Annotated in this window: 14 protein-coding genes and 1 pseudogene; 4 read left to right on the plus strand and 11 right to left on the minus strand. The window is 60.6% G+C overall.

The features are described from left to right. Positions 1–62: 62 nt before the first annotated feature. Together nadB and ACFOFO_RS12720 are read left to right on the plus strand one after the other, a co-directional pair. A complete protein-coding gene (gene nadB, locus ACFOFO_RS12715) occupies positions 63–1,676 on the plus strand; it encodes an L-aspartate oxidase (RefSeq protein WP_390324741.1) in 1,614 nt (537 codons plus the stop codon). 158 nt (positions 1,677–1,834) lie between these two features. Next, positions 1,835–2,764, plus strand: a complete 930-nt coding sequence (locus tag ACFOFO_RS12720) for a hypothetical protein (RefSeq protein ID WP_390324739.1) — start codon at positions 1,835–1,837, stop codon at positions 2,762–2,764. A gap of 19 nt (positions 2,765–2,783) precedes the next feature. On the opposite strand, the gene nadC is transcribed toward ACFOFO_RS12720, so the two are convergent. From nadC to ACFOFO_RS12735, 3 genes are all read right to left on the minus strand, one after another. Continuing rightward, on the minus strand, positions 2,784–3,662 hold the full coding sequence (nadC, locus tag ACFOFO_RS12725; RefSeq protein ID WP_390331692.1) for a carboxylating nicotinate-nucleotide diphosphorylase: 879 nt from the start codon (positions 3,660–3,662) through the stop codon (positions 2,784–2,786). After that, positions 3,659–4,798: a quinolinate synthase NadA gene (gene nadA / locus ACFOFO_RS12730; RefSeq protein ID WP_390324738.1), complete on the minus strand. Its 1,140-nt coding sequence runs from the start codon at positions 4,796–4,798 to the stop codon at positions 3,659–3,661. The genes nadC and nadA overlap by 4 nt, the downstream gene beginning before the upstream one ends. A gap of 264 nt (positions 4,799–5,062) precedes the next feature. Beyond that, complete coding sequence (locus ACFOFO_RS12735; protein WP_390324736.1) at positions 5,063–6,574, minus strand: aldehyde dehydrogenase family protein; 1,512 nt, start codon at positions 6,572–6,574, stop codon at positions 5,063–5,065. Between the two features lie 296 nt (positions 6,575–6,870). Between ACFOFO_RS12735 and ACFOFO_RS12740 the strand changes: the two genes are divergently transcribed. Then, positions 6,871–7,479 carry a hypothetical protein gene (locus tag ACFOFO_RS12740; protein ID WP_390331694.1) on the plus strand — a complete coding sequence of 203 codons (609 nt, stop codon included), beginning with the start codon at positions 6,871–6,873 and terminating at the stop codon, positions 7,477–7,479. Positions 7,480–7,630: 151 nt separating this feature from the next. Here ACFOFO_RS12740 and ACFOFO_RS12745 read toward each other — a convergent pair whose 3' ends face one another. The 7 genes and pseudogenes from ACFOFO_RS12745 to ACFOFO_RS12775 all read right to left on the minus strand — a co-directional run. Further along, positions 7,631–9,229 (minus strand): ABC-F family ATPase, encoded by a 1,599-nt coding sequence (locus ACFOFO_RS12745; RefSeq protein ID WP_390331696.1) that lies wholly within the window; start codon positions 9,227–9,229, stop codon positions 7,631–7,633. 297 nt (positions 9,230–9,526) lie between these two features. Beyond that, on the minus strand, positions 9,527–10,444 hold the full coding sequence (gene ldcA / locus ACFOFO_RS12750) for a muramoyltetrapeptide carboxypeptidase (protein ID WP_390331698.1): 918 nt from the start codon (positions 10,442–10,444) through the stop codon (positions 9,527–9,529). Between the two features lie 161 nt (positions 10,445–10,605). After that, positions 10,606–11,139, minus strand: a complete 534-nt coding sequence (gene tadA / locus ACFOFO_RS12755) for a tRNA adenosine(34) deaminase TadA (protein ID WP_390331749.1) — start codon at positions 11,137–11,139, stop codon at positions 10,606–10,608. Positions 11,140–11,176: 37 nt separating this feature from the next. Beyond that, positions 11,177–11,623 carry a 6-carboxytetrahydropterin synthase QueD gene (gene queD / locus ACFOFO_RS12760; RefSeq protein ID WP_390324730.1) on the minus strand — a complete coding sequence of 149 codons (447 nt, stop codon included), beginning with the start codon at positions 11,621–11,623 and terminating at the stop codon, positions 11,177–11,179. A gap of 26 nt (positions 11,624–11,649) precedes the next feature. After that, positions 11,650–12,282: a 7-carboxy-7-deazaguanine synthase gene (queE, locus tag ACFOFO_RS12765; protein ID WP_390331700.1), complete on the minus strand. Its 633-nt coding sequence runs from the start codon at positions 12,280–12,282 to the stop codon at positions 11,650–11,652. Further along, entirely contained in the window at positions 12,279–12,551 is a 273-nt protein-coding gene (locus ACFOFO_RS12770) for a DUF1272 domain-containing protein (RefSeq protein ID WP_390324728.1), read from the minus strand. The genes queE and ACFOFO_RS12770 overlap by 4 nt, the downstream gene beginning before the upstream one ends. 179 nt (positions 12,552–12,730) lie before the next feature. Continuing rightward, positions 12,731–12,961, minus strand: a pseudogene (locus ACFOFO_RS12775) (hypothetical protein); the annotation flags it as partial. A gap of 174 nt (positions 12,962–13,135) precedes the next feature. Here ACFOFO_RS12775 and ACFOFO_RS12780 point away from each other — a divergent pair. Next, entirely contained in the window at positions 13,136–17,560 is a 4,425-nt protein-coding gene (locus ACFOFO_RS12780; RefSeq protein WP_390324725.1) for a DEAD/DEAH box helicase, read from the plus strand. A gap of 612 nt (positions 17,561–18,172) precedes the next feature. Here ACFOFO_RS12780 and ACFOFO_RS12785 read toward each other — a convergent pair. Next, positions 18,173–19,078: a DUF72 domain-containing protein gene (locus ACFOFO_RS12785; RefSeq protein ID WP_390324723.1), complete on the minus strand. Its 906-nt coding sequence runs from the start codon at positions 19,076–19,078 to the stop codon at positions 18,173–18,175. Positions 19,079–19,184: the final 106 nt, after the last annotated feature.

Genomic DNA, 19,184 nt, shown 5'->3' on the forward strand with positions numbered 1-19,184 from the left:
GACTATAGTCATTGGTCGCGCTACCAATCGCAATTATCGCAATTTCAATAAAAATGAATCTCATGAAATTTGATGTCGCCATCGTCGGCAGCGGCTTGGCCGGTCTGTCGGTCGCCCTGCATCTGGCAGAAACACGCAAAGTCGCAGTCATTTCCAAGCGCGCGCTGCTCGATGGCGCCAGCAACTGGGCGCAGGGCGGTATCGCCGCAGTGCTCGATTCGCACGACAGCTACGGCGAACACATCTCGGATACGCTGATCGCCGGTGGCGGTTTGTGCGATGAACCAGCCACCCGCTACATCGTCGAACACGGGCGCGAAGCGGTCGAATGGTTGATCGCACAAGGCGTGCCGTTCACCCGCGACGACTCGGCCGAAATGGGTTATCACCTGACCCGCGAAGGTGGCCACAGCCAGCGTCGCATCATCCACGCCGCCGACGCCACCGGCCATGCGGTGCAGGTCACGCTGGAACAGAAAGTCCGCTCGCATCCGAACATCAGCCTGTTCGAGCATCACTGTGCGATCGACCTCATCACCTCCGACAAGATCGTCGCCGCGCATGCATCTCGTCACGGCGCGTCGCAGTGCTACGGTCTGTACGTGCAGGATGAAGCCACCGGCCAGGTGCTCACTTTTGCCGCCGATCAAACGGTGCTGGCCACTGGCGGCGCCGGCAAGGTCTACCTATACACCACCAACCCGGACACCGCGACCGGTGACGGCATCGCGATGGCGTGGCGCGCCGGTTGCCGCGTGTCGAATATGGAGTTCATCCAGTTCCATCCGACCTGCCTGTACCACCCGTATGCCAAATCCTTCCTGATCACCGAGGCGATCCGCGGCGAAGGCGGTCTACTGGTCCTGCCGCCGGAAGCTGGCGCCGCCGCCGGCACCCGCTTCATGCCGGCCCACGACGCGCGCGCCGAACTGGCGCCGCGCGACGTGGTGGCACGCGCCATCGACTTTGAAATGAAGAAGCGCGGGCTCGATTATGTCCACCTCGACATCAGCCACAAGTCGCCGGAGTTCCTGAAAGAACATTTCCCGACGATCTATGCGCGTTGCCTCGCATTCGGCATCGACATCACGAAACAACCAATCCCGATCGTGCCGGCGGTCCACTTCACCTGTGGCGGCGTCGTCACGGATTTACATGCCCGCACCGACCTGCGCGGCTTGTATGCGGTCGGCGAGACCACCTGCACCGGCCTGCATGGCGCCAACCGGCTGGCCAGCAATTCGCTGCTGGAATGCCTGGTCATGGGCCGCGCGGCCGCGCAGGATATCGAACGCCAGCCCAAGGTCGACCTGCCGCCGTTGCCGGCCTGGGACGAGAGCCGCGTCACCGACGCCGATGAGGAGGTCGTGATCGCGCACAACTGGGACGAGTTGCGGCGCTTCATGTGGAACTACGTCGGCATCGTGCGTACCACCAAGCGACTGGAGCGCGCGCAGCACCGGATTCGGCTGCTGAAGGAAGAAATAGACGAGTATTACGCCCATTTCCGCATCACGCACGATTTGCTGGAGTTGCGCAACCTGGTCGACGTCGCGTCGCTGATCATCGAAAGCGCGCTATCGCGTCGTGAAAGCCGTGGCTTGCATTTTAGCCGCGATTATCCCGAGACCTTGCCCAAGGCCTTGCCCAGCGTCTTGTCGCCGGCCCGGCGCTAAATCTGAAGCGCAATAATTCGTTACAGTATGTGATGAGGTTCACGATTATACTTGCGGGCTAACGCCGTTGTTGACGGAGTATATGCCGGCAAGAGCGTGATCCTTTTGAACTTCAGGAGCGGGGCGCCGTCACATCCGGATAGCCACTCTTCGCAACAATGACAAAAAACTCCCCCGATCTGCGCACGCTGGGCGCGCCTGCATATGGCAACCCATCGAAGCGCCGCAGTTCGATCGCGACCGGCATCCTGCTGAGCCTTCTGATGCACGGGATAGCACTTTGGTTTGTCATGCATCGCGACCCGATGATTATCAAGCCGGCGCAGCGCGCGGCTGCCGGCGGCACGATGGTCTATCTGTCGCCGCTGGCGGCCAATCCGACCGAGCGGCGGCCGAAACCGACTGCGCCTGCGCGCAAGACACCGCCGAAGCCCCCAACCACTGCACCCAGGCCGAAAAAAATCCCGCCGCCGAAGCAGGCCAAGACACCCGAAAATCCGGCCGCGATCGCTCTCCCGGCAGCGCAAAACGCGATCGCCGAACCGGCGCCCGCACCGGCGCCGGCCACGAAACCGGATGCATCCGCGCCCGACGACATGTTTGCCTACGTGCAGGCGGCGCGGAAACGCCGCGCCGCTGCCGAGCCGACGCCTTCGACCGAGACCGAGAACACGCCGCCAGCCGAAGACGCTAACCAGCGCGCCAATCGGATCGCGAGAGAAAACGTCACGTTCTCGCAAAAGCACGGGCCCGGCGCGGAGCGCGACGATAGCGGCGGCCTGTTCCAGCTTCGCAATGTTGGCCTGAACCATGCCGAATTCCTGTTCCGCGGCTGGAACACGAATTTCCGCCGAAACTGGAGCCAGATGGTCGCGGTAGATCAGGGTGGCGAGCTCGATATCGAAACGGCAGTGGTGAAGAAAATGATCGAAATCATCCGTAGCAAGAAGTCGGACGATTTTATCTGGGATTCACATCGCCTGGGCAAGGAAGTGACACTCAGCGCTAGACCAGAACACAGCCGCGAACTGCAGCAATTCCTGTTGCGGGAATTTTTCCCAGACTACGCGCCGCTGGCGCGGCGCTGATGGAAGAGGCGGCGTTAAACTAGCCCACAATCCGCAGCGAATAATCGGTCGCCCGTACGTCCTTGGTCAGGCTGCCGATCGAAATTCGGTCGACCCCCGTCTCCGCAATCGCGCGCACGGTCTCCAGATTGACGCCACCGGACGCTTCCAGCAGCGCCCTGCCCGCCGTGACCTGCACTGCCTGGCGCATCGCGTCCAGCGTGAAATTATCGAGCAGTACCGACGTCGCGCCGGCCGCCAGTGCCTGCTCGAGTTCCTGCAGGTCTTCGACCTCAACCTGGATCGCGACGCCGGTGGGCAGCTTCTGGTTTACGGTTTGCGCCGCAAGCACCGCCTGGGTCACGCCGCCAGCGGCGGCGATATGGTTTTCCTTGATCAGGATGCCGTCGTACAGCGCCAGCCGCTGGTTCTGCCCGCCCCCGACGCGCACCGCATATTTTTGCGCAAGTCGCAGCCCCGGCAAGGTCTTGCGGGTGTCCAGCACAGCGGCACGGGTGCCCTTGACCACGTCGGCGTAACGGCGGGTCGCGGTGGCGACGCCGGACAGCAACTGCAGGAAATTTAGCGCTGCCCGCTCAGCGGTCAACAGGCTGCGTGCCGGGCCATCGATGGAGCACACCTCGCTGTCGGCGCTCATCATCTGGCCTTCCTCATAGCGCCAGTCGATACGGATATGCGGATCGATGCTGACCATCACGCCCTCGAACCACGCGGCGCCGCACAGCACGGCGGCCTCACGTACGATGACGCGCGCCTTGACCCGTTCGTTCTCCGGCACCAGCAATCCGGTGAGGTCGCCGCTACCGATATCTTCGCTCAAGGCTACCGCGATATTGGCTTCAAATGCAGCGGCCAGCGCCGGATCGAACGGCGCGTGCGGATTCTTCAAGGTGCTCATGCAGGACCTATTCCTGAAAATAATTTTTGTTCTTGTGCCAAATCGCTGCTTGGGCGCACCTTGGCTTTTTGTTGTGCCGCGAAGTCGAGCATGCGGTCGATGCTTCTGACCGCCAGCTTACCGATGGCGGGGTCGACGTGAATCTCGTTACCGCCATTTTCCAGCACGTCGGCCAGATTTTGCAGTCCGTTCATCGCCATCCACGGACAGTGTGCGCAGCTCTTGCAGGTGGCGCTGTTGCCGGAGGTCGGCGCTTCGATGAAGCGTTTGCCGGGCGCGGCCAACCGCATCTTGTGCAGGATGCCGTTGTCGGTGGCGACGATGAATTCTTGCGCATCCAGTGTCTGCGCGGCGGCGATCATTTGCGAGGTCGAGCCCACCACGTCGGCCAGCGCCACTACCGCCGCCGGCGATTCCGGATGCACCAGCACCTTGGCGTGTGGATGCTCGCGCTTCAGCAATTCCAATTCGATGCCCTTGAATTCATCATGCACCAAGCAGGAACCCTGCCACAGCAACATGTCGGCGCCGGTCTGCTTCTGGATATAACTACCCAGATGCTTGTCCGGCGCCCACAGGATTTTTTTGCCCTGTGCGTGCAGATGGGCCACGATTTGCAGTCCGATGGACGAGGTCACCATCCAATCGGCGCGGGCCTTGACCGCTGCGCTGGTATTGGCGTACACCACCACGGTGCGGTCGGGATGGGCATCGCAGAAGGCGGCGAATTCATCGGCCGGACAGCCAAGGTCAAGCGAACAGGTGGCGTCCAAATCGGGCATCAGCACGCGTTTCTCAGGGCTGAGAATTTTCGCGGTTTCGCCCATGAAACGCACGCCGGCGACGACCAGCGTCTTGGCCGGGTGATCGCGTCCAAAGCGCGCCATTTCGAGCGAATCGGACACGCAGCCGCCGGTCTCCTCGGCCAGATCCTGAATATCCGGATCGACATAGTAATGCGCGACCAGCACTGCTCCACGCTCCTTCAGCAGGCGTCTGATGCGTTCTTTGAGCACGGCTCTTTCTGCCTGCGTCGGCGTGGCCGGGGTGCGCGCCCACGCTTGGGCCGTGCAACTGGCGCCGCGATCCATTTGCGGGCGCTCGAATTCGACGGTTTTGATGGATTGAGTCTGCATGGTTCTGTCGCGCTTATTGATGTGGGTCTGATACAAAAATCGATTTAACTGAACACTGGTCCCGAGTTTCCTCGCCATGGTTGGGTCATCCAACCAAGGTTAAGACCCGCTGTCTGGTGTGATTTTTTTGCCTAACTACATTTTATGCCAACAAATCGGATCCGTGTCTGCCGCGCACGCCACTGTAACGACACATTCATGAGTATATTGAAATTCAGAATGTATACTGGCTCACGCAGCCGATAACATAGGGAGTATATAGGTCTAGGCAGCAGCGCTCGTCATTTGCAAGGCCTTGAACTGCAAATATTCCTCCAATCCGTAGCAGCCATTTTCGCGCCCCACCCCCGACTGCTTGTAACCGCCGAACGGCGCCAGTGGATTAAACGCACCGCCATTGATGTCGACCTGACCGGTCCGGATGCGACGTGCGACCCGCACCGCGCGATCCTCATCGCCACTCCAGACAGCGCCGCCCAGACCGTAAATGCTGTCGTTGGCGATGCGAATCGCATCGTCTTCGTCCTGATAAGGGATGATGGTCAGTACCGGACCAAAGATTTCTTCCTGTGCCAGCACCGCTTTCGAATCATTGGTCGCAAAGACGGTCGGCTTCACATAAAAGCCGGTCGGCAGCGGTGCGCCGGGGCCGCCTGTCACCAATTCCATGCCGTTTTCGATACCTTTTTCAATCAAACTCACCACCCGGTCGCGCTGCACTGCCGATACCAGCGGGCCCAGGCGCGTGGATTCGGCGCGCGGATCGCCGACCGTGTAGCCGTCGGCAAAACGCTTGGCCAAAGCCTTCGCCTCCTCGACGCGGAGGCGCGTGGATTCGGCGCGCGGATCGCCGACCGTGTAGCCGTCGGCAAAACGCTTGGCCAAAGCCTTCGCCTCCTCGACGCGGCTGTGCGGCACCAGCATACGGGTATGTGCCGAGCAGGTCTGACCGGAATTGAGGAAACAAGCGCCGACGGTGCCCTTTATCGCCTTTTCGAAGTCTGCATCGTCCAGTATCACCGACGCCGACTTGCCGCCCAATTCGAGTGCGACGCGCTTGACACTGGCAGCGGCCAGTTCCGCCACGCGCTTGCCGGCGCGGGTCGAACCGGTGAAGCTGACCATGTCGACATCCGGATGTGACGCCAGCACTTCGCCGACCACCGGGCCATAACCGGTGATCATGTTGAAGACACCGGCCGGCAGCCCGGCAGCATGGATAACTTCGGCCAGGATGAACGCATTGATCGGCGCGACTTCGGACGGTTTGAGCACCACCGTGCATCCGGCAGCGAGTGCCGCGGCAACCTTCAGCGTGATCTGGCTGAACGGGAAATTCCATGGCGTAATGCACGCCACCACGCCGATCGGCTCCCGCACCACCAAGGAATTACCCACTTGCTGTTGCCACTCGAAGCTTTGTATGATTTTCGCGTAATTCCCCCACTGCCAGATCGGTCCGCTGACCTGCAGCCGTCCCGACACTCTGAGCGGGATGCCGACTTCGTCCGAGATGGTCTGCGCCAGCTCCTCGCTGCGCGCTTTCAGACCATCCGCAATTTTTTGCAGATAATCGGCGCGCACTTCAGGTGGTGTTTGCGACCATGCGTCGAATGCCGCACGCGCGGCGGCGATCGCCTGCTCCGCTTCTTGTACCGTAGCTTCTGGAATACGGGCGATCACCTGCTCGGTATGAGAATTGACGACGTCGATCTGTGACTGCTGGCTAGGCTTGACCCAGGCGCCATTGATATAGAACTGTGTCGTTTGTGTCATCGAAAAACCTTTTTATTGGGGTCTGGCTATCGTAAATATATGATTTTGGGAAAATATGCAGGATACTAGAAGTGCATGTCGGCAACTTGTTGGCAACGAAATGAGCACGGTCGCCTTGTTCGATGATTTAATTCGATTTTGAATCCGATAGGCTTCATGCTGCAGAAGTGACAGTGGGCGTAAAACGATGACAGTTTTTTATTATAAATTCGATTCCGGATTTGCGCCCGGTTCTGGTCGGCGTGAACAAGTCGGGCAGCGATCGTAACCTTTCCCCATCGCACATCAATAAACACATGACGACACTAATTTTTGACAAATCGGACAAAGGGCGCGAAGAAATTGCAACGCGCAAACACCAACTCGCATCGCGCCTGCGCAGCTTGCTGGTATTGATCGATGGCAAACATCCAACCGAAGATTTGCTGAAAAAAGTCGTTGGCCTTGGGCTCGACATTCAGAGCGTCAACGAATTGCTCGACGGCGGCTTCATCAACGGGATTCAAGCGCCCGCGGCTGCACCTGCAACGGCACCAGCAACACCACTCGCGGCGGAGTCCGCGGTATCCATGACTGTCCCCGGAGAACGGCGCGGCACCGGATTGCCGGCAGAAGATGCGCGTGTTCTATCTGAGACTAATGGGCCGTTGCGCGCCGGCGAAAATACAATTCAGGCGCTGCACGCGTTTTTCAATGAAACGATTAAAAGCACCATCGGTTTGCGTGGCTTTACCTTGCAACTGAAGGTCGAGCGCGCCAATACAGTGGCCGATTTCCGCGAATTGCGGCAGCCATATCTGGAAGCGGTACTGAAGGCAAAAGGCAACGACATCGCGCGCGGCTTGCGCGATCGTCTCGATCTGTTGCTATTGCACGCCGACGCGGCGGCACTGAACAAACACTGATCGACCGCGGTCCAACGCGACCCGGTCCATCGCGACCCGGTCCAGCGCCATCAAATAGACGCACAATGGACGCAAAACGGCAACGCACATGACGGCCTAAAAAAAACGGCACGGATTTCTCCGCGCCGTTTTTTATTGGGTATCGATAAACTTAGTCGATGCCTTGGCTGGTCAGGTAATCCTCGTAGTTACCGTGGAAGTCGATAATCTGATCCTCCTTCACTTCCAGCACCCGGGTCGCGAGCGATGACACGAATTCGCGGTCGTGCGACACGAAAATCAGGGTGCCGGCGTATTTTTCGAGCGCGATGTTGAGCGATTCGATCGACTCCATGTCCATATGATTGGTCGGCTCGTCCATCAGCAACACGTTGTGCCGGCCCAGCATCAGCTTGCCATACATCATGCGGCCCTTTTCGCCACCGGACAGGACCTTTACGGATTTCTTGACGTCGTCGCCGCCAAACAGCAGACGGCCGAGGATCGACCGTACCGCCTGGTCGTCGTCGCCTTCCTTGGTCCACTGCCCGATCCAGTCGGTCAGATTTTTGTCGCTCGCAAAGTCTTCGGTCGGATCTTGCGGCATGTAACCGATGTTGGCATGCTCGGCCCATTTGGTCATGCCCTTATCGGCCGCCAGACCGGTCACCTGCGACGCCATGCAGCGCAGCAGCGTGGTCTTGCCGGCGCCGTTGGCCCCAATGATTGCGATCCGCTCACCGGCTTCGACCATCAGGTTGAAGTTGTTGAAAATCGTGCGATCGTAACTCTTGGTCAGACCCGCAATTTCGACTGCCTGGCGATGCAGCTTCTTCTCACCGTCGAAACGGACGAACGGGTTGGCGCGGCTCGATGGCTTCAGATCTTCCACCTTGATCTTTTCGATCTGCTTGGCGCGCGACGTGGCCTGGCGTGCCTTCGACTTGTTGGCCGCGAAGCGACGCACAAATTCCTGCAGTTCCGCGACCTTGTCCTTGGCTTTCGCGTTGACTGCCTGCTGCTGCGCACGGGCCTGGGTCGATGCGAACATGTAGTCGTCGTAATTGCCCGGATAAACTTTGAGCGTGCCGTAGTCCATGTCTGCCATGTGGGTGCAAACCTGGTTCAGGAAGTGGCGATCATGCGAAATGATGATCATGGTCGAATTGCGCTCGTTGAGCACATCTTCCAGCCAGCGAATGGTGTTGATGTCGAGGTTGTTGGTCGGCTCATCGAGCAGCAGGATGTCAGGATTCGAGAACAGTGCCTGTGCCAGCAGTACGCGCAGCTTCCAACCCGGCGCCACGTTGCTCATCGGCCCTTGATGCTGGTCGATCGAGACGCCAACACCCAGCAGCAATTCGCCGGCGCGGGCCTCGGCGGTGTAGCCATCGTATTCCGCGAATCTGGCTTCCAGGTTGGCGGCTTTCATGTAATCGTCGTCGGTCGCCTCGGGATTGGCATAAATCGCATCGCGCTCGGCCATCGCGGCCCACATTTCTGTATGGCCCATCATGACAACGTCCAGCACGCGCATCTCTTCGAACGCAAACTGATCCTGCCGCAATTTGCCCAGACGTTCGTTGACGTCGAGCATCACCGTGCCGGCCGACGGCTCCAGATCGCTGCCCAGAATCTTCATGAAGGTCGATTTGCCGCAGCCGTTGGCGCCGATCAGGCCGTAGCGATTGCCATCACCAAATTTAACGGATATGTTTTCAAACAACGGCTTGGGGCCGAATTGCATCGTGATATTTGCAGTAGAAAGCACTGATAACGCCTTTTATAACGAGAATTAGATAACCTTTTATTTTACCATGCGCGGTTTTCCCCGCCCAATGTGACAGGCGTAATGCCGTGCCGCGCACGAAAGCGGCTCGCGGTCGCTTGTAATCTGCAATCCAGGAGGATGGTTCGGCTATCCCGACAGAACATCGCGCAGCGCGAACTTCCTGCATCTGGATGCGATCCTTGCGACACTGATCGGACCGGCGTGGCGGTCAAGCTTGCTCGATCTATTTTTCCGCTTGCGCACGGCACGCGGGAGCGGCCGCCAAACGAAGGCCTGTCAGCATTCCAGCACAGGGTAGCCGCGCATCGTCAGCTGCCAGTTCTGCGTATCCGAACGCAGCGTCGCCTGGCAGCCGACGGCCAAGGTCGCCTTGTCGCGGACGTGACCAAACGGCAGCCCGGTCAGCACCGGCACCGGCGATTGCGCCCGGAAGTAGGCCAGCATCGCGTCGAAATCGTAGCCATTGTCGAAATCGCCGAGGCGATAATTGGAAAAATCACCCAGCAATACTGCTTTTTGGCGCGCCAGCACGCCCGAATACAGCAGTTGCAGCAGCATGCGTTCGACCCGATACGGATGCTCGCTGACGTCCTCGACAAACAGGATGCCTCCATCGACCTGCGGCATGTACGGCGTGCCGACCAGATGAGTCAGCATGGTGAGATTGCCGCCCCACAGCGTTCCGCTCACCTCCAGCGCTGGATTATTCTGCGGGATCAAATTCGTCACGGCATGGGTCGGGCCGATCAGGCATTGCCAGAATTGCCCGCACATGAAATCGCTCGGCGCTTCGCGGGCAAAGTCATCGCACAACATCGGCCCGGAAAAACTCACTGCGCCGGTATGTTTCAGCAGCGCCATCTGAAACGCGGTCAAGTCGCTATGGCCGACAAACAATTTCCCGCTCTCTGCCAGCAGGTTGTAGTCGAGCACAGGCAGCAGGCGTGACAGCCCGTAGCCGCCGCGCAGCGCCATCACGATCTGCACTTCGGGGTCCGCTGCCGCCGCATGAAACTGCGCAAGTCGTGCCGCATCGGTGCCGCCGAAACGCTGGAATTTTTCGGCCGGATCGTAATAATTGTGTACCCGGCAACCCTGCGCCTCCAGCGCTGCGATGCCACGCTGTAATGCAGCCGGATCCGGCGCGAAACCGGCCGGCGCGACGATGGCGATCCCGATCTTGTTATTGGACATGTTTGCGCTCATCCGCGTGCACCATTTTCGCTATGTGTTGAGGAATCTGCCGCAATATGCGACTCACATTGAGGGAGTATATGCAAAAACATATTAACTCCCCTAATTGTAATAACGGCATTTAAATATACAGGGCCGAGTATCTAAAGCGCACAGTAATCTCAGACAGCGGAATCAAGGCCGTCGTCGATCCCGGACGTGCGGCGTTGCGCCTGGCTGCGGCGCTCGGCAAAGAAGCCTTTCAGCAAAGCGCCGCAGTCTTCTGCCAGCACGCCGCCGATCACGTCCGTTTGATGATTCAGCTGTTGTTGTGCAAACAGGTTGACGACCGAGCCGCAGGCGCCGGTTTTCGGGTCGGCTGCGCCGTATACGACGCGCGCCATGCGCGCATGCAGCATCGCGCCGGAGCACATCACGCACGGCTCCAGGGTCACATACAGCTCGCAATCGGGCAGGCGGTAATTGCCGAGGAGTTCGGCTGCCGCACGCAAGGCGACAATCTCCGCATGCGCGGTCGGATCGTGGCTGCCAATCGGCTGATTGAAACCGGTCGCGATCACCACGCCATCCTTGACCACTACCGCGCCCACCGGCACTTCGCCCAGCGTCCACGCATTGTGTGCCTGGTCCAGCGCCAGTCGCATGAAGATGGTGTCGCGACCGTCCGCCGCGGTCGCAATCGCGTCGTCGGGCATCTCGGTCACCGTTACGCCGGATTCAAGCATCGCGCATTTAGTCTTCACTGATCTCGGCCCAGCAATTCGGCGTCTCGTGCAGTACCAGCTTATGCAGCCGCAAACCGGTGCCAAAGCGGTCCTGATACGCCGCCTTCAGGATGTCGAATGCAGTTTTCGCCAGATTTTCGACGGTCGGAATACAGTTGATGACAACTGTTTTATGGTCAGGGAGGCTATTCAGGAATTGCAGCACCTTGCTGTCCTTTTCATACACCAGGAAGGCGTGATCCCAGACATCGACCAGATGCTGCTTGGCTAACGCCTTGATGTCGGAAAAATCCATGATCATGCCGTTGTCGGAACTGCCCTCCTCGTCGATCACCGCGCCAAGCAAGGTGATTTCGAGCGTATAGCGATGGCCGTGCAGGTTGCGGCACTGGCTCTTGTGGTCGGGAATCCGGTGTCCGGCGTCGAATTCGAGTTTGCGGGTAATGGTCAGCATGGCGGGTTATATACCAAAATGGTTTCTTACGGAATCTGCAATAATTTATGGGTCTGCAAGCTTAACTTCCACTTTGGGTTGTTTTTGCAGGTATCAATCGCCAGTTGGGTATTGCGATCGAGATCGGGGCCGTCCATCGGTTGCACGAAGAAGTTATCGAAAGCCAGTGCTTCATAGTCAGCCAGATTCTGGTTGGCTTGCGGGATCACCGCCTTCAATTCATTGCCGCGCTGTACCACCAGGGTCGATCCGACTTTTGGGCTGACACAGACCCAGTCGACACCAGCCGGCACCGGCAGCGTGCCATTGGTTTCGATGGCAATCTCGAACCCTGCCTCGTGCATGCTGTCAATCAGCGCCTGATCCAGTTGCAGCAATGGTTCGCCGCCGGTGAACACCACGTACTTGCTGGCCGTATACGACTTTGGCCAGAGCCGGTTAATCGTCAGCTCCAGCGATTGCGCATCGTATTTGCCGCCGCGTTCACCATCGGTACCGACGAAATCGGTGTCGCAAAATTTACAGACCGCGGTGGCGCGATCGCTTTCGCGTCCGGACCACAGATTGCAGCCTGAGAAGCGACAAAATACTGCGGGTCGCCCGGCATGGGCGCCCTCCCCCTGCAAGGTGTAAAAAATTTCTTTGATGCTATAAGTCAATGTGTTTCCTGATCCTGAGAGTGCTGGCGGTATTGGCGATCCGCTGGTTGATGGACGCGTTTGGTGGATGGCGGATAAAGGGCAAGCTTTTCGGCGACGCGACGCGGCCGCACGACCAGCTCACCACCACAGTTTGGGCAGATGCCGCGCAATAATGTATCGGTACAGTCCGCGCAAAACGTGCATTCGAAGCTGCAAATGCGCGCCTGGGTCGAATCCGGTAACAGATCCTTGTCGCAGCATTCGCAATTCGGTCGCAACTGAAGCATTATCGTCCCCTTTGTTTGCCGGAAATCTGTTTAATCCACCGGCCAAACGAGTAATTTTAGCGCATTGCAACAAGAATGACCGAATGCTTGTTTACCGGAATGCAGTGCGCGCACGCGCCACCCGCGACCAGTCGAGTCTGCACTTGACGCTATAAGCACCGTTCAATTACTGCCGATCATTACGTCGATAGTGCGCGGGGGAAGGATTGCCAGTCAATGTACTCAAAAATGCGCGAAGGCCGCGCTTTTCTATCGACGTCATATTGATCGGTGCGACCAATGGACAGGGACTCACCGTCAAAAACGGCTTCGAACATGCCGCGATAGTCGGGAAACGCGCGTAGTCGGTCCAATACCTGGGCAGCGGATTGGTTGCCCATCTCATCACTGGCCAGTAGTGGGTCCCATCCCTGTTTCTGAAGGAGACTAAATCATTCCCATTCAATTGTTTCCTGCTTCTGCAAACCCGCATGGATATTAGGTCCGCTAGGGAGACACGTTCTGTTTACCGTAGCTTTTACCGTCAGAAAAGATCTGGACCAGCGCCGGATCGTCGTCCGTGCCCCGAGCTCATATAATATTTCATGACTACCCCATGTCCCGCCGCCGACAGCTGGGAGGATTTCCACCCCGCCGTCGCTGCCTGGTTCCGCTGCACCTTCACCAGCGCGACGGAAGCGCAACAGCGCGCCTGGCCGTTGATCCGCAGCGGGCGCCCGACTCTGGTCGCGGCGCCGACCGGATCGGGCAAGACGCTTGCCGCTTTTTTGGCGGCCATCGACGCGCTGGTCCGCGACGGCATTGCTCACGGAGGCGCACTACCGGACGCGACCACCGTGGTCTATGTCTCGCCGCTGAAAGCGCTGTCTAACGATATCCGCGTCAACCTTCAGGCGCCGCTAGAGGGCATCACGCGCGAACTGGCCCGCATGGGTCTGCCCGACCCCGCCATCCGCACGGCGGTGCGCACGGGCGACACCACCGCCCACGAACGGCAGGCGATGCGTAAGCGCGCGCCGCACATCCTGGTGACCACCCCCGAATCCCTGTATGTGCTGCTCTGCTCCGACAGCGGTCGCGCCATGCTGGCCAGCACGCGCACCGTCATCGTCGACGAAATCCACGCCGTGGCCGGCAACAAGCGCGGCAGCCATCTCGCGCTCAGCCTGGAGCGGCTGGACGCGCTGTGTGCCCGGCGCCCTACCCGCATTGGCCTGTCGGCGACCCAGAAGCCGCTGGACGCGGTGGCGCGCTTTCTGGTCGGGCGATCCAAGGAAGGTGACTGCGGCGACTGCGCCATCGTCGATGTCGGCCACATCCGCCGGCGCGATCTGGCGCTCGAACTGCCCCCGGTGCCGCTCGAAGCGGTAATGGCCAACGACGTCTGGGAACGGGTCTATGACCGGATGGCGGAGCTGGTGGCGCTGCATCGCACGACACTGGTGTTCGTCAACACGCGGCGCATGGCCGAGCGCGCCGCGCGTCATCTGGCCGACCGCCTCGGCCCTGTGGCGGTCGCAGCCCACCATGGCAGTCTCGCCAAAGAACACCGGCTGGACGCCGAACAGCGGCTCAAGCGCGGCGAGCTGCGGGTATTGATCGCCACCGCCTCGCTGGAGCTCGGTATCGATATCGGCGACGTCGATCTGGTCTGCCAGGTCGGCTCGCCGCGCAGCATTGCCGCCTTGCTGCAACGCGTGGGCCGCTCCGGGCACCAGGTTGGCGGCATCCCCAAAGGCCGGCTTTTCCCTACCTCGCGCGACGACCTGGTCGAGTGCGCGGCGCTGCTCGATTGCATCAGGCGCGACGAACTTGATGCGCTGCGCATCCCGCGCGCGCCGTTGGACGTCCTGGCGCAGCAGATCGTCGCCGAGGTCGCCTGCCAGGAATGGCACGAAGATGCGCTGTTCGCCCTGGTCCGCTGCGCCGAACCTTACGCAGAACTGGAGCGTGCGCGCTACGACGCGATCCTGCGGATGCTGGCTGAAGGCTACACCGGCCGCAATGGTGTGCGCGGCTCCTATCTTCACCGCGATACGGTCGCCGGCACGCTGCGGGGGCGGCGCGGCAGCAAGCTGACCGCAGTGACGTCCGGCGGCACGATCCCCGACAACGCCGACTACACGGTGTGGCTGGAGCCGCAGGGACACGCCATCGGCACCGTCAATGAAGACTTCGCCGTAGAAAGCCTGGCCGGCGACGTTTTTCAGCTGGGCAATACGTCTTACCGCATCCTGCGGGTGGAGGCCGGGCGCGTGCGTGTCGAGGACGCGCACGGCGCTGCGCCTAACATCCCGTTCTGGCTGGGCGAGGCTCCTGGCCGCAGCGACGAACTGTCGGCCGGCGTCGCGCGCCTGCGCGCAAAGATCGACCAGCTGCTCTCAGGCACGGCCGGCGCCCTGGCCGCGCGGGATACCGGCGTAACGGGAGATATCCCCGGCGCACCCGCCCTGAACACCGCCATCGACTGGCTGGTGGATAGTGTCGGCATCGACGCTGGCGCAGCGCGCCAGATCGTCGATTATCTGGCGCGCGCCCGCGCGGCGCTGGGTGCGCTGCCGACGCAAGACACCCTGGCGATGGAACGCTTCTTCGATGAGTCGGGCGGCATGCAATTGGTGCTGCATGTGCCATTCGGCAGCCGCATCAATCGCGCTTGGGGGCTGGCGCTTCGCAAGCGGTTTTGCCGTACCTTCAATTTCGAACTGCAGGCCGCCGCCACTGAAGACGCCATCGTATTGTCGCTGTCGACCAGCCACAGTTTCGCGTTGGACGAAGTATGGCGCTACCTGCGCTCCGGCAATGCCGAGCATCTGCTGATCCAGGCGCTGCTCGACGCACCGCTGTTCAACGTGCGCTGGCGTTGGAACGCGACGACCGCATTGGCCCTGCCGCGCTACAGCGGTGGACGCAAGGTCGCGCCACAATTGCAGCGGATGAAAAGCGACGATTTGCTGGCGGCGGTGTTTCCGGATCAAGCGGCTTGCCTGGAGAACGTGGTCGGCGAACGCGAACTACCCAGTCACCCGCTGGTCGAGCAGACGATAGCAGACTGCCTGCACGAAGCGATGGACAGCGACGGCTGGCTGGCTCTCCTCAGGCGCATCGAACACGGACAGCTGAAGCTGATCGCGCGCGATCTGCCCGCGCCGTCGCCGCTGGCAATGGAGATACTCAACGCGCGTCCCTATGCTTTCCTTGACGACGCGCCGCTGGAAGAGCGCCGCACCCAGGCCGTACTGAGCCGTCGCTGGACCGATCCCGCCTCGGCCGACGATCTGGGCGCGCTGGATGCGGACGCGATCGCAAGCGTGAGCGAGGAAGCGTGGCCGCGCGTGCGCGATGCTGACGAGATGCACGAAGCGCTGATGAGCCTGGCCTGTGTGACGCAAGCCGAGGCGCGCCAGCAGGACGGTTGGCCGGACTGGCTGGACGCGCTGGCGCGCAGCGGCCGGGCGACACGGATGCAGGTCAGTACCGGCGACATCTTGTGGGCGCCGCTGGAACGCGTAGCCTGCCTGCGCGCGGCCTATCCGCAGGCAGACTTCGCCCCGGCGCTAAAGGCCCCGGAAAGCTGCGGCAGAGCCTGGGACCGGGACGAGGCGATCGTCGAGATTGTGCGCGCCAGGCTGAGCGGCTTCGGACCGCAGCCCCTGTCCAGGATCTCGCAGGCGCTTGGGCTGCAAGCTAGCACCGTGGCCTCCGCACTGGCCCGCCTGGAAACCGAAGGCTATGTCATGCGTGGCCGCTTCACGCCGGGTACTGCGTCCGAGGAGTGGTGCGAACGGCACCTGCTGGCACGCATCCATCGCTACACTATCAAGCGCCTGCGCCGCGAAATCGAACCGGTCGAACGGCAGGATTTCATGCGTTTCCTGTTCGACTGGCAACACCTGGCTCCGGATGCACGACTGCAAGGACCTGACGCGCTGCCGCAGATCATCGCCCAATTGGAAGGATTCGAAGCGGCAGCCGGCGCATGGGAAAGCGACATGCTTCCCGCCAGACTGGGCGACTATTCGACCTCATGGCTGGACGACTTGTGCCGCGCCGGCAAGGTGGTCTGGACCCGGATCGCCGCGCCGCTGCGCGCGGCCGGCGGGCCGCTGCGCAGCACGCCGATCGTTGTGCTGCCGCGGCGCCATCTGGGCATTTGGAATGCCCTGCCAAACCTGGATGGGCAGCCCGAGATATCGGCACGCGCCCAGCGAGTTCATGCCGCACTGCTGCGCGACGGCGCGATGTTCTTCGATGAACTGCTCACCGATGCGCGTTTGCTGCCGGCCGAACTGGAAAATGCCTTGGGCGAGCTGGTCTCGACCGGCCTCGTCAACGCCGACAGCTTTGCGGGGCTGCGCGCGTTGCTGCTGCCGGCGGCCAAGCGCACAAGCCATGCGAGGCAACGGCGTCGCGGCTGGTCCATGCCGACAATGGACGAGGCCGGCCGCTGGGCGCCGGTGCGCCGCAGCGATGCAAGCAACACAAGCAACACAAGCAACACAAGCGTCAACGCCGGCCTGCCGGCCGTCCCCGGCAGGAAGCCACGAACAGATCCGCAGGCGCTGGAACACATCGCGCTGGTTTTGCTGCGCCGCTACGGCGTCGTGTTCTGGCGCCTGCTGGAACGGGAAGCCGGGTGGCTGCCGGCATGGCTCGAACTGCTGCCGGTCTTTCATCGTCTCGAAGCCCGCGGGGACATACGCGGCGGGCGTTTCGTCGGCGGCTTGGCCGGTGAGCAATTCGCATTGCCGGAAGCGATCCCGCTACTGCGCGAAGTCCGCAGGCGGCCTGCCGACGACAGCCTGATATGTATCTCGGGAGTCGATCCGCTCAATCTGTCCGGAACCCTGCTGCCCGGCGAAAAAATCCCGGCACTGGCCGGCAACCGCGTGCTGTTCCGTGACGGCCTGCCGGTCGCGACGATGATTGCGGGGAAAACACATTATTTGGTCGAACTGGAGCCGCCCGACAGGGAACAGGTGCGCGCCGCGCTGGTCGGGCGCCGCTGAAGGTCGCTGGCGGTTGCAGTGTCAGGGTAAGAGTGGCCACCGCGCCAGCGGCACAAATTTTCCTAATGTCAGCCAACATCGCAATTCAAGCATTTGACCGTAGCCTCTCAGGCGCATCTGTTCGCAGGCTTCAGATTTTCAATTTTAAAAACAAAATAGTCAGAAAAAAACATGCCGAGGAACGCCAGAACCTCTCTATGGTATGGATTGCCATAGTTTGGCGATCAATTGTCCCAAATTCGTCCCAGAAATCGGCTCGAAAACTGTGTTATAGCCCAGCGTGTGTGAGCGTATCCAGGACAGCCTTCGCTCCTTCGCAGCCCCTTTCCCTGGCTTGGGGAGATTCAATGGGTACGGAAGGTATCCACTGGTGCGTGGATAGTTCGACGGGCGCAAAGGGCTCGAAGACATACAACTCCAAGGAATTTTCGATCTCGACCAACGAAACATACACGCCTTGCAAGCACCGCTGTGCGGGCAGTGAACGCGTCTTGAAACGCGGGAAGCTTCATGCTCGTCGCCCGCCTACCGGTCATTTGCATACGCCGCTTTGCGATAGCGTAGGCCAAGCTTGCCGTTGGTGCGGCTGGCCTGACGGGCGGTGGGCGCCGTTCAGCCGGAGGGCTGGCCGAACGGCGCCAAATCCAGCTTTAGTCCCAGCTTGTCGATCAGGCGGCGCGCGTCGAACGGCGCCTTCACCTTGACGTCGTTATCGAAGTAGCAGTAGATGTCGCGGCTGGTCCGCTTCGGTGGCTTGGTGCTGGAAATCCGTTTGCCTTCTTCCGGTTGCGAACCGCTGTTCCAGGCGCGGATGCGTTCCGCCCAGTGATCGATGGCCTCCTCGGTATAACCGTCCGAGTACAATTCCTTCTCCCCATGCAAGCGCAGGTACATGAAGTCCGCGGTCACGTCTTCCTGGTAAGGCCATTTCCCGGCCGTGTCCGCCACCACCAGGGCCACATGGTATTTGCGCAGCAGCGCAATGAAGGATTCGTCGATAAAACTGTCATGGCGGATTTCCATCGCGTGGCGCAGCTTGCGCTTTTTGTCGATGGCCAGCGCGCTGTGGCCATGCATGCGCGGTTCGCAGTGGCGCGCCAGTTCCAGCGCCTCTTCCGTATCGTGCGGCAGCAGGCTGAGAAAGTGTTCAACCCGTTCGGCATCATAGCGAAAGCTGGGCGGGAATTGCCACAGGAAGGGGCCCAGCTTTTCGCGCAGGTTGAAGACGCCGGAGGCGAACACATTCGCCAATGGCCCTCCGATGTCGCGCAAGCGCTGGATATGGGTGATGTAGCGGTTGCCCTTGTGGCTGAAGATGAATCCCGGGGGCGTCGCCTCGTACCAGGCGGCATAACTTTCAGGCCGTTGCAGTGCGTAAAACGAACCATTGAGTTCGATCGACGGCAAGGCGCGCGAAGCGAACGCCAGCTCGTCGGCCTGTTTCAAGCCCTCTGGATAAAATACTCCGCGCCAAGGTGCATAACGCCAGCCGGCTATGCCGATGTAAATTTTTCCCATGAAATTAGTATAAATACAAACCGGAAACCGGGTGCGCCCGCTTGTGGCGTCCGGTAGCACGCTGTTGAACCAGCTGCATACGTTTGCGAGCCAGGTCGCGTACCGC

The sequence above is a fragment of the Pseudundibacterium arcticum genome (assembly GCF_042646465.1).
In the GTDB taxonomy this organism is placed as follows: domain Bacteria; phylum Pseudomonadota; class Gammaproteobacteria; order Burkholderiales; family Burkholderiaceae_D; genus Undibacterium_A; species Undibacterium_A arcticum.